Origin of the sequence: Maridesulfovibrio pacificus (SeqCode) (genome assembly GCF_048612815.1) — a bacterium.
GTDB classification, from domain to species: Bacteria; Desulfobacterota; Desulfovibrionia; order Desulfovibrionales; family Desulfovibrionaceae; genus Maridesulfovibrio; species Maridesulfovibrio pacificus.
Window position 1 is genome coordinate 1784281 of the sequence record NZ_JBLZNE010000001.1, and the last position, 16987, is coordinate 1801267.

10 protein-coding genes are annotated in these 16987 nt (G+C 48.0%); 3 read left to right on the forward strand and 7 right to left on the reverse strand.

Annotated features, from left to right (window positions below):
- Positions 1 to 201: 201 nt before the first annotated feature.
- The 6 genes from ACNI23_RS08375 to ACNI23_RS08400 form a co-directional block, all read right to left on the reverse strand.
- Positions 202 to 1497, reverse strand: coding sequence for a (Fe-S)-binding protein (locus ACNI23_RS08375; RefSeq protein WP_420247890.1), 1296 nt, complete (start codon positions 1495 to 1497; stop codon positions 202 to 204).
- A 1-nt stretch (position 1498) separates the two neighbouring features.
- The gene (locus ACNI23_RS08380; protein WP_420247892.1) at positions 1499 to 2884 is read right to left on the reverse strand and encodes an FAD-binding oxidoreductase; all 1386 of its coding nucleotides are present in this window, start codon (positions 2882 to 2884) and stop codon (positions 1499 to 1501) included.
- Positions 2885 to 2992: 108 nt separating this feature from the next.
- Positions 2993 to 4705, reverse strand: a complete 1713-nt coding sequence (locus tag ACNI23_RS08385) for an L-lactate permease (protein WP_420247894.1) — start codon at positions 4703 to 4705, stop codon at positions 2993 to 2995.
- A gap of 228 nt (positions 4706 to 4933) precedes the next feature.
- Entirely contained in the window at positions 4934 to 8458 is a 3525-nt protein-coding gene (gene nifJ, locus ACNI23_RS08390; RefSeq protein WP_420247896.1) for a pyruvate:ferredoxin (flavodoxin) oxidoreductase, read from the reverse strand.
- Positions 8459 to 8891: 433 nt separating this feature from the next.
- A complete protein-coding gene (locus tag ACNI23_RS08395) occupies positions 8892 to 10382 on the reverse strand; it encodes a sigma-54-dependent transcriptional regulator (RefSeq protein ID WP_420247897.1) in 1491 nt (496 codons plus the stop codon).
- The gene (locus ACNI23_RS08400; protein WP_420247898.1) at positions 10375 to 13035 is read right to left on the reverse strand and encodes a hybrid sensor histidine kinase/response regulator; all 2661 of its coding nucleotides are present in this window, start codon (positions 13033 to 13035) and stop codon (positions 10375 to 10377) included. The genes ACNI23_RS08395 and ACNI23_RS08400 overlap by 8 nt, the downstream gene beginning before the upstream one ends.
- Before the next feature lie 337 nt (positions 13036 to 13372).
- Here ACNI23_RS08400 and ACNI23_RS08405 point away from each other — a divergent pair, with 337 nt between their 5' ends.
- Positions 13373 to 14251 (forward strand): esterase-like activity of phytase family protein, encoded by an 879-nt coding sequence (locus ACNI23_RS08405; RefSeq protein WP_420247900.1) that lies wholly within the window; start codon positions 13373 to 13375, stop codon positions 14249 to 14251.
- Between the two features lie 200 nt (positions 14252 to 14451).
- Positions 14452 to 14631 carry a hypothetical protein gene (locus ACNI23_RS08410; protein WP_420247902.1) on the forward strand — a complete coding sequence of 60 codons (180 nt, stop codon included), beginning with the start codon at positions 14452 to 14454 and terminating at the stop codon, positions 14629 to 14631.
- A 146-nt stretch (positions 14632 to 14777) separates the two neighbouring features.
- Here the strand turns inward: ACNI23_RS08410 and ACNI23_RS08415 are convergent, their stop codons facing one another.
- Complete coding sequence (locus tag ACNI23_RS08415) at positions 14778 to 15164, reverse strand: DUF3568 domain-containing protein (protein WP_420247904.1); 387 nt, start codon at positions 15162 to 15164, stop codon at positions 14778 to 14780.
- A 429-nt stretch (positions 15165 to 15593) separates the two neighbouring features.
- On the opposite strand from ACNI23_RS08415, the gene ACNI23_RS08420 reads away from it, so the two are divergent.
- The gene (locus tag ACNI23_RS08420; RefSeq protein ID WP_420247905.1) at positions 15594 to 16886 is read left to right on the forward strand and encodes a hypothetical protein; all 1293 of its coding nucleotides are present in this window, start codon (positions 15594 to 15596) and stop codon (positions 16884 to 16886) included.
- Positions 16887 to 16987: the final 101 nt, after the last annotated feature.

Consider the following 16987-nt stretch of genomic DNA (forward strand, 5'->3'; position numbering starts at 1 on the left):
ATCTCCTGTGTAAAGCGTGAACGGCTGGAACCTTCAGAGCCGCATTTGAAGAGTCCACGCTATTTCATTTAGTTAATCTTGGGCCGGATCTGAACTTTGACGATCCTACAAACCCGGAAAAATTGTTTCCAGCCAATCCCTATTTGAACGTTTTTTAGTGAAGTAGTCCAGAATGAAATCATTCTGGACTACTTTCGTATACTACTTCAGGGAATCGGCGTAGATTTCAAGGACGTGTTTTACCTCTACTCCACCGCCGGTCTGGGACAGCATGTCACCGAGTTGCATCATGCATGCAGGGCAACCGGTTGCCGCAACCTGTGCACCTGCGTCGCGGACATTTCCTGCCTTGCGCTCACCGATGCTCTTGGAGAGGTCGTAGTGGTAAAGGTTGAAGGAACCACCGCAGCCGCAGCAACGGTTGGCTTCGTTCATTTCCTTGAACTCATAGTTTTCATTCTGCTTCAGCAAGGTACGGGGCTGTGCAGTAACACCAAGTGATTTAGAGAGGTGACAGGGGTCGTGGTAGGTGACGACCTTACCGCCCTTCTTGGCTTCTGCAGGAGCCTTAACGCCCACGATATCAACGAGGAATGCGTTAATGTCCATAGTCTTAGCTGCGAGATCCTTAACTTTTTCAATAAAAACGGGATCTTCGTTTTCAATCATCTTGGGCCAGGTCTCATGGAGAGTAGCTGTGCAGGTAGCACAGGGAGTCACCAGATAATCATAGGTTCCGTTTTCGAAAGCCTTGATGTTCTGCTTCATGAGCGCAACCATGGTATCAGCATCACCGGAAGCCAGTGTGGGGATACCGCAGCATGCCTGTCCCTTGGGCAGGAAGATTCCGACGCCGTGGTGTTCAAGAATCTTGATTGCCGCATGACCTACATTGGGGAACATCTTATCCACAACACAGCCGGGGTAGAAAGCTACCTTGAGACCGCTTTTACCGCGGGGAGTATCCAGTTCAGGATAATCCTTGCGGAAAGGTCTTTTGGCCAGAGGCATGAAGTGACGTTCACCGAGAAGCGGGTTCAGCATGGCACAGCTTGCAGCACCGGATGCCTTGTCGGCGATCTTTGCAAACGGGCCCTGAAACTTCGCACTCATTTCAGTCAGAGTGTTAAAGAGCTTGGGACGGGTAAGCAGTCCCTTGAAGATCATCTTCTTAGCGGGAGAAAGTCCCTTGTAAGAGGTAACGATAACGCGCGCCTTCATGAAGATGTCCATAATCTTTACGCCGGACGGACAGTTGGCTGCACAGGAACCGCAAAGCAGACACCTGTTAAGCTTTTCGTTAACCTGATCAGCGTCTTTGACCATTTCATGAGCAAGCTTCTCAAGAAGAGCAATCTTGCCGCGGGTCACGTCAGCTTCCTGCATGGTTTCGGCAAAAACAGGACATACTGCCTGACACATACCGCACTTCATGCAGGCGACCATCTGGTCATCCAGCTCCATGAGGTTTTGAGCTAATTGCTTGAGATCTTCCATGCTATACGTCTCCGATGATCTTGGTGGGGTTCAGAATGCCCTTAGGATCAATAGCACGCTTCATTTTCAGGGAGTACTCAAGGGTAGCCTTGGAAGTTTCTTTTTCCATCCACTTGGATTTTGCCATACCGATTCCGTGTTCACCGGAAAGGGTACCCTTGAGGGAAAGGGCAACATCAAAGATTTCGTTAACTGCTTCTTCTACGCGGTGGAACTCTTCTTTGTTACGGTTGTCGCAGAGGATGGTGGGGTGCAGGTTACCATCACCGGCGTGACCGAAGGTTCCGATGTCGATTTTGTACTTAGCAGCTATTCTTTCCAGACCTTCCATCATTGCAGGAATCTGGGAACGGGGAACGGTAGCGTCTTCAAGAACAGTAGTCGGTTTCGCACGTGCAAGAGCAGGCAGAGCGTTACGACGAGCAGTCCAGAGAGCTTCACGCTCTTCAGCGGTTTCAGCCATTTTAACTTCGTTGGCACCGCATTTCTTACAAATGTTAACAACCTTTTCCGCATCTTCGATGACTTCAGCCTGATGGCCGTCAACTTCGATGAGCAGGATTGCGCCAGCATCAGTGGGCAGGCCGGCTTTAGTGAAGTCTTCCACGTAACGGATGGTGGAATTATCAAGGAATTCGAGGGTACAGGGAACGATGTGGTTCGCGATGATGGAAGCAACTGTTTCAGATGCTTTGTGAACGTCAGGGAACACTGCCATCATAGCCTTGGAAGCCTTCGGCGGAGGAACAAGCTTAAGGATGATGTTGGAGAACACACCCAGAGTTCCTTCGGAAGCAACCATGAGACCAGCAAGGTTGTAACCGGTTACGCACTTAACTGTGCGGGAGCCGGATTTAATCAGGTCACCGTTTACATCATAGAAATCCATGCCCATGACGTAGTCTTTGGTAACACCGTATTTAAGTCCGCGGAGTCCGCCTGCGTTCTCAGCAACGTTACCACCGATGGTTGAAACAGCCTGGGAACCCGGATCCGGGGGATAGAAAAGTCCTTTAGCGGCAACCTGTGCTGCAAACTGTGCAGTTACAACACCGGGTTCTACTACTGCGTAGAGGTCCTGCTCATTAATTTCGAGGATTTTGTTGAGACCGTTAGTCAGAACAACAACACCGCCGGGATGGGGAATGGTACCACCGGAGAGGTTGGTTCCAGCGCCGCGAACGGTCATGGGCAGGCCGTGCTCATTACAAAGCCTTGTTACGGGACCGAGCTGTTCGGTAGTGGTAGGCTTAATTACGAGTGAGGGTACCTGGGGATCGAGTACCGCGGAATCGTAAGAATACGCATGGAGGTCAGCCTCTTCGTGCATGACATTTCCAGCACCTACAATCTTTTCAAAGTCTTTTGCTAATTTAGCGTTGGACATGTTTTTTTTGCTCCTGAATCTAAAAAACAATCATTTATATGAATCAATCTGGACTAATCAAACTCTCAGGGCCGGAGCCGTCTCCGGCCCTGAGGGGACGTTATTTAATTAGAACAGAGTCGGATACATTACGAAGGAAAGTACGCAAGCTACGATACCTACAACCACACCGTATACGAGGAAGGGCCATACGGTACGTTTGAGGATTGCGCCTTCCATACCGGAGAGACCTACAACAGCACATGCTGCAACAATGTTATGGATGCAGATCATGTTACCCATTGCACCACCAACACCCTGTGCTGCTACTATGATCTGACGGGGCAGATCGAGTTTAGCTGCTACGCCCCACTGGAATTCAGCGAAGAGAAGGTCGGATACGGTGTTAGAACCGGTGATGAAGGAACCGAGACCACCTACGAAGGATGCAAACATGGGCCAAGTGTGACCGGCAAGACCGGAAACAGCTTCAGCCAGTGCCAGAGGCATGGACATGTAACCGTTGGGGTTCAGTGCTGCATCAGCAATACCGGAACCGCGGAAGATGGATACCAGCGCTACAGAGAAGAACAGTGCGATGGTGGGGTTCTTCATTTTTGCGATTGCTTCTTTCCAAGCGGTTGCAGCTTTAGCTGCAGGCATGCCGTGGATGAAGATGGTCAGTACTGCAACAAGTGCGAAAGGAATGGTACCGGGGAGGTACAGAATCTTGATGGAGTTGTTTACGGATTCAAACCCGAGAATGTTTTTAAAGGGAATTGCAACACCAGCGAGCATGCCTTTCAGGCCGAGCTCGGGGATACGGGTAATAACAAGGATGAGACCGATAAGAATGTAAGGGGTCCATGCCTTAAACTGGCTCATGTGAGCTTTAAATTCACCGGAGTTTTCAGCGGATACGGAACCGGTCCATTCAGCATCCCAAGTGGAGGGTGCGCCGAAGTCCCAAGATTTTTCAGGTACGCAGAAACCTTTCTTTGCGCCGAATACAGCGATACCAAGACCTACGAGACCACCAATAAGGGAGGGGAACTCTGGTCCTACGAACCAAGCGGTAAGGAGGTAAGGAACGGTGAAAGCGGTGGATGCGAAAAGGGAGAATTTCCATGCGCCAAAGCCTTCAGACCAGCTCTTGTTTTCACCGAAGAAACGGGTCATGAAGCCGAGCATGAAAATGGGCAGGATGTAAATCATGGGAACATGCATTACAGTTGCCCACTGACCAACGATGGAGTTGAACATTTCCATGGAGGAGAAGTTCAGGCCAGGAACTGATGCTGCGATAGCCTGGTCAACATAAGAGGTCAGGTATTTAAAACCGAGAATAACCGGGGTACCAACAGCACCGAAGGTTACGGGGAAGGAGTTGTAAACCAGACACATTACAACTGCACACAGAGGGGGGAACCCGAGGCTGAGGAGCAGCGGAGCTGCCAGAGCTGCGGGAGTACCGAAACCTGCGGCACCTTCAATGAATGCGGCAAACAGGTAACCGATAATCAGAACCTGTACGCGACGGTCACGGCTGATACCCTGGAAACCATACTGAATGGTCTCCATACCGCCGGAATATTGCAAAGTATAAAGAATGATAATAGCCCCGAAAACAATAATCAGGACGCCGATAGCGGTGATAAAACCGTGAACGGTAAGAGCAGCAACGTAAGTTGCGGGCAGATTCCAGACGGCAATTGCGCCTGCAACAGCAGAAAGCCATGCAACGGGCATAGCTTTAGTAGCGGGCCAACGCAGGCCAACCATCAGTACCAATGCCAGTACGATCGGGATGATCGCAACAAGGGCTAAAATTCCTACAGACATGTTTCCTCCTTAAGCAGTGAAAAATCACTTGTGTTCTTGCCGCACTCTGATGAGAACACTCCCATCATACCACATAAGTGCGGCACAGGCTCAACGTTTTTTTGGTAAGTCTGTTGAAACGACTTCTGCCCTGCCCTCCTCTTACTACGATACCTTCCACAATTCGCAGAAAGAGGGGGTGCTGCGGACGGGCCACCTGTGCAGGCCCGTCCGCAGGCGCGGGTGGTGCTATTTGCTTCCGCTGTAATCAGCTTCAGCCATATATTTCAAGATTTCGTACCTTTCGTTATAATCTTTTTCGATTTTAGCGCGGTACTCTTTGGATGCTTCGGGGTTGAGACGCTCGAGCAGGCCGTAGCGGTTTTCGCCAGCCATGAACTCCTGCATGGTTCCGTCAGGAGCTTTGGACTCCAGAACGAAGGGGTTCTTGCCTTCATCAGCAAGCAGGGGGTTGTAGCGGTAGAGCGGCCAGTAACCGGAATCTACTGCGAGCTTCATTTCAAGCTGGGTCTTACCCATACCCTTTCTGATACCCTGGTTAATGCAAGGAGCGTAGCAGATTACGAGAGAAGGACCGGGGTAAGCTTCAGCTTCCTGGATTGCCTTCATGAACTGCTGCTTGTTAGCGCCCATGGATACGGATGCTACGTATACGTAACCGTAGCTCATCATCATGCGGCCAAGGTCTTTCTTGCCGGTGTTCTTACCACCAGCTGCGAACTTGGCGATAGAGCCGAGAGGGGTAGCCTTGGAGGACTGACCACCGGTGTTGGAGTATACTTCAGTATCCATTACGAGGATATTGATGTCGCGACCGGAAGCGAGGACGTGGTCAACACCGCCGAAGCCGATGTCGTATGCCCAGCCGTCACCACCGAATACCCAGAGGGATTTCTTGGTGAACAGATCTTCCATGTCAGCGATCTCAGCGAGAAGTTCGGTCTGGGGAGCACCGTAGATGCCGTCCAGAACTTTCTGACCGTACTCTTCGGAGAGAGCGGAATTGTCTTTGTTTTCCAGCCATGCCTTCATGTCAGCTTCGAGTTCAGCGGGAACGCCTGCTTCGACAGCTTCGGTCACGAGGTCAGCCAGTTTTTCACGGCGATGGGAAATACCCATTTCGATACCGTATCCGAACTCAGCTGCATCTTCGAACAGGGAGTTGCCCCATGCGGGACCGTGACCGTTCTTGTTGGTGCAGTAAGGAGTGGTCGGAGCGGATGCACCCCAGATGGAGGAACAACCGGTGGCGTTTGCAATGATCATGCGTTCGCCGAACAGCTGGGTGAGAGTCTTAACGTAGGGAGTTTCACCACAACCGGCACATGCACCGGAGAATTCCATCAGAGGACGCTGGAACTGAGAACCCTTAACAGAAGTTCTGCTCATGAGGCCATCCTTTTCAGGAATGGTCATGGCAAAATCAAGGTTGGGAACTTCAGTGTCGAGCTGAGAAGCGATGGGCTTCATTTCCAGAGCAGGAGTCTTTGCGGGGCAGATATCTGCGCAGTTACCGCAACCAAGGCAGTCCTGAGCATAAACCTGCATGCGGTATTTGAGACCTTTGATCTCTTTACCTTTAGCTTCGATGGTTTTGAAGGACTCAGGTGCGTCTTTCAGCTCTTCATCAGATACGAGCACGGGGCGGATAGCTGCGTGGGGGCAAACAAATGCACACTGGTTACACTGGATGCAGTTCTCAGGCAGCCATTCGGGAACGTTGATAGCAACGCCGCGTTTTTCATACTGAGAGGTGGAAAGAGGGAAGAGGCCGTCAGGCTCAAAAGCGGAAACAGGCAGGTTGTCACCTTTCTGAGCAAGGATGGGACGGACAACATCGGTGATGAATGCCGGATCATCAGATACGGCCACTTCTTCATCAGTGAGGTCTTTCCAAGATTCGGGAACATTGATTTCAACAAGGTTGGCAACAGCCTGGTCAACAGCAGCGTTGTTCATGTTGACAATCTTGTCACCTTTCTTGCCGTAAGCTTTCTTGATGGATTCTTTGAGGTACGCAACAGCGTCATCAAAAGGAATAACATCAGCGAGCTTGAAGAATGCAGTCTGCATTACCATGTTGATGCGACCGCCGAGGCCTACTTCAGCTGCGATTTTAACAGCGTCGATGGTGTAGAACTTGAGGTTCTTCTCAGCGATGGTGCGGCGCAGTTCAGCGGGAAGTTCCTTCTCCATGTCTTCAGCAGACCAGGGAGAGTTGATAAGGAAGGTTCCGCCTTCTTTGATGCCTTCAAGCAGGTCGTACTGATGTACGTAGCTGGAGTTGTGGCATGCGATGAAGTCAGCGCTGCTTACGAGGTAAGTAGACTGGATGGGGCTGTGACCGAAACGCAGGTGAGACATGGTGATCCCGCCGGACTTCTTGGAGTCGTATGCGAAGTATCCCTGTGCGTACATATCGGTTTTGTCACCGATGATTTTAATAGCCTGCTTGTTAGCACCGACAGTACCGTCAGCACCGAGACCCCAGAATTTACACTGAACGGTTCCTTCGGGAGTGGTGTCCATATCAGGACCGACTGCGAGGGAAGTGTTGGTAACGTCGTCTTCGATACCTACGTTGAAGTGGTTCTTGGGACCGGCAGCTTTCATGTTGTCGAACACTGCTTTAACCATGTTAGGACGGAACTCTTTGGAACCGAGACCGTAACGGCCGGCAGTGATAACGGGGTTCATGCCGCTTTCCATGAATGCGGTGCAGATATCCTGGTACAGGGGATCGCCGAGAGCGCCGGGCTCTTTGGTGCGGTCCAGTACAGTGATGTTGGTGCAGGTTGCGGGCAGAACGTTGAGGAAGAACTCGGTGAGGAAAGGACGGTACAGACGGACTTTAATGAGACCGACTTTTTCGCCTTCAGCAACGAGCTTGTTAACAACTTCTTCAATAGCTTCACAGCCGGAACCCATAGCAACGATAACTCTTTCAGCTTCGGGGTGACCCACGTAGTCGAAAGGCTTGTAGTAACGACCGGTCAGGTCGCCGACTTTCTTCATGCAGCTGGTTACGATAGCGGGGAGCTGGTCGTAGAAACCGTTAGCTGCTTCACGTGCCTGGTAGTAAATATCAGGGTTCTGAGCAGTACCGCGGATAGCGGGGTTCTCAGGATTCATTCCTCTTGCGCGGAAAGCTGCAACGGCATCCCAGTCTACGAGAGACTTCATGTCTTCGTAATCGATAACTTCAATCTTCTGAATTTCATGAGAAGTACGGAAGCCGTCGAACATGTGCAGGAAAGGCACGCTGGATTCGATGGATGCGAGGTGGGAAATAAGGGCGATGTCCATACATTCCTGTACGGAGCTGGATGCCAACATCGCGAAACCGGTCTGGCGGCAAGCCATTACGTCCTGATGATCACCGAAGATGGAAAGAGCCTGTGCTGCAATGGCACGGGCGGAAACATGAAAAACACCGGGAAGAAGTTCACCGGAGATTTTGTACATGTTGGGGATCATAAGCAGGAGACCCTGCGATGCAGTATAAGTAGAAGTAAGCGCGCCAGCTGCGAGAGCACCGTGAACGGCACCGGCGGCACCAGCCTCAGACTGAAGCTGTTTTACGTTGAGAACCTGACCGAAGATGTTCTTGCGGCCCTGTGCTGCCCACTCTTCTGCGACTTCACCCATGGTGGATGAAGGAGTGATGGGATAGATGGCAGCAGTATCGCTCATCGCATAAGATACGTGAGCAGTAGCTGTGTTACCATCCATAGTTTTCATGTTCTTAGCCATTAAGTAAGCTCCTTAAGAGATTTTAATGTAGTAACCTCACCGAGTAATAAAAACCTTGCTGAAACAATCGGAACCCAAGGCGCAAGGTTGAACACTCACATAACCCCAGTTATCAATTTACGTGCCAAGTTTCTGACAAATGATAAAAGCACGGATATTCAGGCGTTTAACCGCCACCAACCCTTACATTCATAAGTGAACGCTCATCTATGTCCGATTTTTAAGACACTCAAAAATCGCTTTAAAAAAAGCATCTATCTGTCATAGGACTGAAACATTGAGAGAAAAGCCCGCATCCCAACGATTATTGTCCACAGCACGTAAAAAAAGCCTTGTCCTCAAAAAAAGACAAGGCTTAGTCTTAAAAACCAGACTGAATGTTTATTCAATGATTATTTTGTGTTTCACAATTCACAACAGGCACTTACTAACGTTAATCATTTATTCCATGCTTCTTCAAAAGAGCATAGAAATGGGAACGTGAAAGACCTGATATTTTGAGGATTGTAGCTGTATCACCCTCATGTCTCAAAAGCAGTTCTTCAAGATATTTTTTCTCGGCCATACCCTTAAAAATTTTAAGTGGCGGCAGCTCTTCAGTAAGTATATCTGTCACAGTACCGCCAAGAACTGAATCGTGGTTCAGTCTCGAAGAGTCTTTTTTTTCAGACACTGGTTGAACCGCTGGCTGAGCCACATTCCGCTCAAAAGAATTACCCTCTTCCGAAAGCACCTTACCACTCTTTATGAGGTTCGATTTGGCCAATTTGATACGTAATGAATCAGAAAGATGCATTGCATAGATAGTATTTCCGGAACCGGAAGCCACAAAAGCCTGTTCGACAACATTGAACAACTGGCGCACGTTCCCGGGCCAATCGTAATTGTCGAGGACATCATAAAAATCAGAACTGGCGACCTTTGGCGGCACGCCATACTGTGAACTGAGCCGTGAAAGATGGAAAGAGGTCAACTCGCGGATATCTCCCCCTCTCTCGCGCAGCGGGGGCAAATGAATATGGATCGTCTGAATACGATAAAGCAAATCCTGCCTAAACTCCCCTCTTGCGACCATAGCCTCAAGATCACGGTTTGTTGCGGCAATCAGCCTGAAATCACTTTTGAACTCTCTATTCTCACCAACCGGACGATAAGTGCGCTCCTGCAAAACCCTAAGAAAAGACTTCTGGACCGAAAGAGGCATCTCCCCCACTTCATCAAGAAACAAAGTACCCTTATCTGCTAATGGTATAAGTCCCTTACGGTCTGCCTGCGCCCCGGTAAAAGAACCGCGCTTGTGCCCGAAAAGAGTGCTCTCTACCAAAGTTTCAGTCAAAGAGGCACAATCCACCACTACAAAATTATTCCCCGATCGCTTGGAATTTTCATGGATGGTCTGGGCGAAGAGTTCTTTACCGGTTCCTGTCTCACCATTGACCAACACATTGGCATCAGAACCTGAAGCATGGGCGATAAGATCATAACACCCTTTAATTTCGACACTCTTCCCTACTATATTATCCAGATTCAGAGCCACGCACTGAGCTTTGTTCTGCTTCTCTTCATGGAACTCAAGAGCCCTGCGCATAGAAAGAGTGATCTGCTTTACAGATGAGGGTTTAACCAGAAAATCCCAAGCCCCGCCTTGAATGGCCAGCTCAGCACCATCAGCATCACCCTTACCGGTCAGGATGATCACTTCAGGACAACCTGAGGAATCCTTAACCTGCTGTAAATAATCAAGCCCATTCCCGTCAGGCAGGGAAATATCAAGGAATACAAGATCAAAATCATCAGACTTAACCTTGGAAAGGCCGTCCCTCAAATTGTAAGAACTGACAGCTTCATGCCCGGTCCGGACAATGAGACTCTCAATTGTCTCACAAACCTGAACATCATCATCGATAATCAGAATTCTACCCATCTATGTTCTCCGTAGAAGAAAGAACTTCTCGAATTGCGTCGGCAATAATTGTTTTATTGTAAGGCTTCATTAAAACCTTCTTAACACTTTTAACGTCATATTCAACATCCGCTACATAACTGAGCACATTTCGCCTGCCGGAAACCACCAAAATAGGCAGATCCGGAGCTACATCCTGAACCATGCGGGCTAATTCAAGGCCGTTTGTATGCGGCATGTCATAATCAGTTATCATCAAATCAAATCGCCCGGGTTCGTCCACAATCAAGTTAAAAGCCGCCTCCGGCGAAGCAAGGGCTGTAACCATATACCCGAGACTCTCAAGAATCCGCGGTGTAGTTTCCAGCTGATCCTCATCATCCTCTACGAAAAGGATGTTCTCCCGTCCCATAGGCAAGGACCTGAAACTCTTACGTGCAATATCACGCAGTTGGCCCTGCACCGGAAGATAAATTTCAAACGAAGTCTTAACATCAGGAGTACTGCTCACGGAAATGCCTCCGCCGTGCCCCTTAATCAAGCCATGCACAACGGCCAGTCCAAGCCCGGTTCCTTCAGCCTTGCCTTTGGTGGTAAAGAAGGGATCAAAAATTTTATCCAGTATTTCAACGGGTATACCCGGTCCGTTATCAGAAATTTCCAAACGGATATATACACCGGGAGCAACACGCATGAACTGGGCCTGCTCATCTTCAACCTCAACAGTGGTCAGCGCAACATCAATGCTTCCGCCCCGTCCTTTCAGCGAATGAAAAGAGTTGGTGCACAGGTTCATGATCACCTGATGGATCTGAGTCGGATCCGCCATGACCAACGGCGCCCCTTCCGGGACCCTGGCTGATACCCGAATATTACGCGGCAGTGAAGCCTTAATAAAATCGACTGTCTCCTTAACGACCTCACCTATGTCAGTAGGCTTGAATCCTTCCTGTGAGGGCCTGCTGAAAGTCAGGATCTGCTTAACCACCCTGCTGCCGCGCTGGGCAGCCTTAATGGCCCGGTCAAGGTCTTTCCACGTGATAGTACCTTCCTCAATATCGCTCAGGGCCAGCTCCACAGAGTTCATAATAGAAGTCAGGATATTATTAAAATCATGGGCAATACCACCGGCCAGAGTACCGATCGCTTCCATTTTCTGGGACTGAAAAAGCTGCTTCTCAAGGTTGACCTTGCGAGTCACATCCTCAGCGGTTGAGAGAGTACCGACAACCTCGCCTTTTTCATTGTAAAGCGGAACCTTGTTAATCTCCAACCAAACCGGGTCTTCACCATCACGGATAAGGGACCAGTTGATACCCATACGCGGCTTGCCGGACTTCAGCACTTTCTTGTCCCAGACGGCAGCCTGCTCCGCAAACCTACGGTGGAGATCTATCTCCGAATCATTTAATCCAACTACCGCCCACGGCGAGCCTAGTCCAAAAAAATCAGTAAAAGAATGGTTGGCCCCCAGATAACGTTGCTGCTTATCTTTCCAACAAATCAGCAGAGGAATGGTATCCATGAGGATTTCCTGAAAAGAAAGCTGTGCCTTGATGCGCTTTTCCACCTTACGCCGTTGCAAAATGGAAATGATCAGCATGACCAGGATTAAACTTAATCCAAGAATAGAGACGATAATTATCCAGAAAACCTGCTTATCCAATTTGTAAAAATAATCAGGTTCATTAATTATTATGCTGTCTTCAGGGAGGATATCGCTATTAATATTGAATCGGTCCAGCACGTTATAATCAAACATATAATATTCATTAGTAACCTTAACGACCCGTTCTTTAGGCATCGTGCCGGTCCTAAGCACGTGCAAAGCCATCTCAGCTGCCTTGCGCCCCTGATCATTACCGGAGAGCAGCTTACCTCCAACGATCCCGTGGCCAAGCAAAAACTCCCAGACACTAAAGATCATCACCGGAGAATTTTGATAAATAATATTAAGCACTTCTTCAGATGAAAAGAGCTCTCCGTGAGCACCTTTGTAGAATGGGGTAAAAAGAAGAATTTGGTTCTCAGTCATCGTCCGGGAATGAGCCAAAAGATCAACCAGAGGCATATCATTCCAATATTCAAATTTTATCACGCCCTTGAACAAGGGTTCAGCCTTCATAATCTGCGCCTTAATGGCTCGGGAAGTAACAGACTGGTCCCCCACAACAACGACTTTGCGAACATTAGGATTAATCTTCAAGGCAAGCTCTAAATTATCCTTGATATCCGGGTTCTCCAGCACCCCGCAATAATTATCAAGACCTTCGATAAGCTCTGGACGGAAGTCATTGATTCCGCTGAAAATAACCGGCACACCGGGAAAGAAAGTATCCCGGTAACGAAGCATAAAATTTAGGGCATTATTATCCGAAACAACAATGGCTGAGAACTTGTACTTCTGATATTTGAAAACGTAATATGAATGCAGGATCTCCATGAAATCCTGATCCTTAAAACGTTTTGTGTCCATATACTCAATATGCAGGTCGATATTAAGCCCGCTGGCCGCAAATGTATCGCGAACACCATCGAGAATATCATCCGACCACCTATAGCCGTTCTGATATGAGTTCAGGTAAAGGACGTTACGCTTCTCACTGTCGGCCTGAGCGAATGAAGAAAAGAATACGCTTAAAATAAGAAAAGTTAGAGTGAATAGCTGTTTCACTTTCCATGTTCTCCGGTTAATATGCCTTAAGAGCAAAGGTAGCCAAAATCCTATTTTCAGTCACACACAAAGGCTTCCCTATGCAGCTTTTACTATATACAAGAAACGTACCGTATTTAATCAAATTTTACGTTATCTGCATAGCTTATAATCTAAAAACGCCTTCTTCGAGATAAAAAAATTGAAAAAAATCGTTATCTTCATTCTCATTCTTTGCAGCACCCCCCTGAATTTACTTTTCGGGGCATCCTCTGAAATGAAAAATGCAGCCCAGCCGGAACTAAACCCAATCCCGATTACTTTAGTAAGCGAACAAGAAGGACCGCCCCCAGAAAAAATGGCGGATCTATCTCCGTCCGAGCTTAAATACCGTGGCACCTTGATTCTGAACAGCCCTTACCCTGCTTTTGGAGGATTTTCGGATATACTGCTCAGCGATGACCGCAAAAATTTTCTGGCAATATCCGACTTGGGATTCTGGTTGAAAGGGTCCCTGAATTACAAACAGGACGGTTCCTTAAAAGGTGTTGAGCGCAAAGCCGAAATGGGCCAACTCCTCAACACTGAAGGTAAAACTTTCGCAGTAAAAAACTATGCTGACAGCGAAGCCCTATGCCGTGCTCCTGAATCAGGCTACCTTGTCGCCTTTGAAAGAGTCCATCGTATTAACCGCTATGATTCAGGCAAATCTCTCAATCTTTCCGGCAAAGCAACTTCACTATCCATCCCTGAGCACCTGAAAAACATACCTGTAAACGGCGGCATTGAAACAATACTGAAGCTACCCGACAACAGTATTTTTACACTGGCAGAGGGTGATGACTCAGTAAGCCCCCTCTCGAAAGCGGCAATGCTGGTAAATGGTGAGTGGACCAGCTTTGAGTATAAACGCAACTCTCATTACCGTCCAACTTCTGCCGGGAATCTCGCTGACGGAAGAATACTGATTCTCGAACGAAAATACCTAGGTCCCGGAACACTGGGAATCCGTTTCTGCACCATAAACAGAGCTCAAATCAAAGAAGGAGCTATTCTAACCCCGGAATTATTTTGTGAGATAAATCTCCCCATTCCTCGCGATAACTATGAAGGCATGGATATTATTAATGACGAAAAAGGAAACCAGTGGATTTACATAATTTCCGATAACAATTTCTCTCCAGTCCAACGGACATTGCTGACCTTGTTTGAACTTAAAAAAATAAGCTTCAATTAGTCGTTAAATTCTGTATCCCTGCAAATTTATCTTAAAAATTACACAACTATTCCAAGCACTTAAACACAAAACAAAATATCCATACAATTCAAGAAGATTGAATTTATTTCCATTTTTTTTACTAAGAAGCGTTGTTTTGTTCCTCTGTAGAGGTTATCTTCTTACTGGGTAAAAGTACCTTTTAACCAACGGAGGAAGCCATGAAACAGAACAAGAGTCCGAAAACAAAGCCCAAAGTGACGGCCTGCCCGATCATGAACCTGAAGGACAAAAACGACCTGTTCATGATTTCAAGTGACAATTGGAACACTCAGGACAGCCGCACATTCATTATGAATGCAGATTTCCGCCAGATGGATTCAGCAAGAGACAAAAAGTAAATAGTCTCTGACCGTCTTCCCTCCCACTCTCGCAACGTTTACTCCCTGTCGATCCCCCCTTTGAATGAACTCTGAAGGGGGGATGAAAACAAAAAAGGCACCCTACTTCTAGCAGGATGCCTCTAGGTAATTACCATTTAATAACGTTAGAAATTCTTATTAATTGCCGACAGAATTCTTCGGGAAGCATCTTCATCGCCTAAAATCCCGTATCTGACTGTAACTTCGGTCACTTTAGTAGAGACATAGGTCAGATCGATAAACACATCCTTATCAACATCCAATGCTTTAATTGACGCATCACTAAGTCTTTTTTTGCTATCTTTCACCGTCAAATTCAAATCCTGACAGGCTTTGAGAGCTGCCCTATAAGTGCTGCCCAGATCGGCATTAAACTTTTGCTTAGCCTGACCGGTTATATATACATATGTGCCGCCTGCAGCAGCCCCGCCAAGCACAACAGCTGCGCAACCGGAAACAGCAATACACAGAGCAAAAGCAAGACAGAGAGCTAAGATTCGTTTTTTCAACATAATGCAACTCCTTGGCATAAATATTTACAAATTAATTATCCTGTCACCTGCGGCTGGTCAACAATTCCTTCCGGACCGGCTCAACGTATCAAGACCAAGCCTTCCTCGACAATGACACAACGAAGCACTCACACTTATTTAGCCATCATGCAAATATGAGTTTGGATTTATAATTTTGCGAAATGCGAAATTAAAAACATGCCCCACTCACCAACAAGAAAATCGAGCAGACAAACTTAACGCAAAACATCTTAAAAGCCGCACAATAACGCGCCTGAGCTGACTATACACTTTTCCTGCCTACTTGACACCCTTACCATCAGCAGGCAAGGTAAGCCTTATTTAGGGCATATTAGTGACATCGCCTAAATTTATTTTAGAGTAAAACTCTACGCAATCCGCAACCAAAATTTTTACATCCGCACTCAAATGGCTGCAATGAAAATCGGCTGCATCGGCCCTTCCGACTCCATTAAGCTTGTTACAGAAGTTGCCGCAAGGTGCTGCCCGGACATCTCCCTGCTCACTTACGTGAGAGAACGGGCTGAAGATTCGTGGGAAGTGCTTGAACAATGTCAGCGCGAAACAAGCGGAACCCTTTTTACCGGAATTGCGGTACAGGAAGGGGCTAAAGCCCGTGGAACGATCACAAATCCCTACGAGCACATTCAGCGCGGTGGATACAGCCTTCTGCGTGTGCTTTCGGAAATGAACCGGAAAGGTATCAAATCCGGCAGACTCAGTATTGACGTGGTCAGTGACGACATTCTTGTTGAGGTTGTGCGCGAATTCGGAGTTGAACTGGAAGACATCCATTCCATGCCTTTTGCCTTGCACCTTAGTGAGCAGGAATATTTAAACCGCCATATTGAACTATACGAATCGGGCAAAGTTGAAGCGATCGCAACAGGATTCGGCTATGTATACAGCGAACTCCGGAAACAAGGACTTCCGGTCTTCAGGCTTTATGCCAGCACCCTCCAAATACGCGATTCACTAAGCAGACTGACCGGACGCATCAAAAACTTGAGCCTGCGCTCCGCCGGTATCGCCATTCAACTTGTAAAGCTCAAATCCATCACCCGCAGTTCCATCAACCAATACGACGACATGAAGAATGGCGGCAGATTTTATCTGGAACTCCTCGAATACGTTCGCGCCATTCAAGGCAGTCTCTTCAACTTCGGAACTGAAGAACACGTCATCTTTGCCACCCGAGGCCTCATCGACAGCAAACCGCATCGCGAACACTTTGAAAGACTGCTTAGCTGGGGGCGCGAACGCAATATAATTTTTTCTTCCGGCATCGGTATCGGGGCAACAGCCTTTGAAGCTGAGAAATCAGCCCGCAAGGCTCTGGATAATGCAGTTAAACTCGACAAAGGAGGGCTTTTTATTGTCGAGGGTACGCAGATTCGCGGTCCTATCGGTGAGGAAGATGAGCTGGAGTACAGCACGCATGTCGTTGACGACAAGTTGCTTGAGATGTCTAAGAAAATAGGTATCAGCCCCAGCTATCTGGATAAAATCAGGTCCCTTATGGACAAAACCCGCAAAGACACTTTTGACACCTCGGACTTTGCCGCCTGCCTTGGAATTGGCGAGCGCAGTGCCCGAAGAGTCTTAAAGAAGTTTTTGGACAGCGGTTTTGCAGAAATCAACGGCAGGGAAGTGGCAAATCAGGTAGGCCGTCCCAAAAAGATGGTCCGCCTGTTGATTTAAGGGACTCTGCTTTTTTTTCGGCGCATTTTCGGACATATTTATGTCGTGTCCGAAAACAAATTATGGTCTTGCCTGCAAAGGCATTTTGTTCAACAACTTTC

What these genes read in the sequence shown, in the direction of transcription:
- ACNI23_RS08395 (WP_420247897.1), bottom strand. Translation starts at nt 10,382, where the DNA reads ATGGGTAGAATTCTGATTATCGATGATGATGTTCAGGTTTGTGAGACA.
- ACNI23_RS08415 (WP_420247904.1), bottom strand. Translation starts at nt 15,164, where the DNA reads ATGTTGAAAAAACGAATCTTAGCTCTCTGTCTTGCTTTTGCTCTGTGT.
- nifJ (WP_420247896.1), bottom strand. Translation starts at nt 8,458, where the DNA reads ATGGCTAAGAACATGAAAACTATGGATGGTAACACAGCTACTGCTCAC.
- ACNI23_RS08410 (WP_420247902.1), top strand. Translation starts at nt 14,452, where the DNA reads ATGAAACAGAACAAGAGTCCGAAAACAAAGCCCAAAGTGACGGCCTGC.
- ACNI23_RS08380 (WP_420247892.1), bottom strand. Translation starts at nt 2,884, where the DNA reads ATGTCCAACGCTAAATTAGCAAAAGACTTTGAAAAGATTGTAGGTGCT.
- ACNI23_RS08420 (WP_420247905.1), top strand. Translation starts at nt 15,594, where the DNA reads ATGGCTGCAATGAAAATCGGCTGCATCGGCCCTTCCGACTCCATTAAG.
- ACNI23_RS08405 (WP_420247900.1), top strand. Translation starts at nt 13,373, where the DNA reads ATGGCGGATCTATCTCCGTCCGAGCTTAAATACCGTGGCACCTTGATT.
- ACNI23_RS08375 (WP_420247890.1), bottom strand. Translation starts at nt 1,497, where the DNA reads ATGGAAGATCTCAAGCAATTAGCTCAAAACCTCATGGAGCTGGATGAC.
- ACNI23_RS08385 (WP_420247894.1), bottom strand. Translation starts at nt 4,705, where the DNA reads ATGTCTGTAGGAATTTTAGCCCTTGTTGCGATCATCCCGATCGTACTG.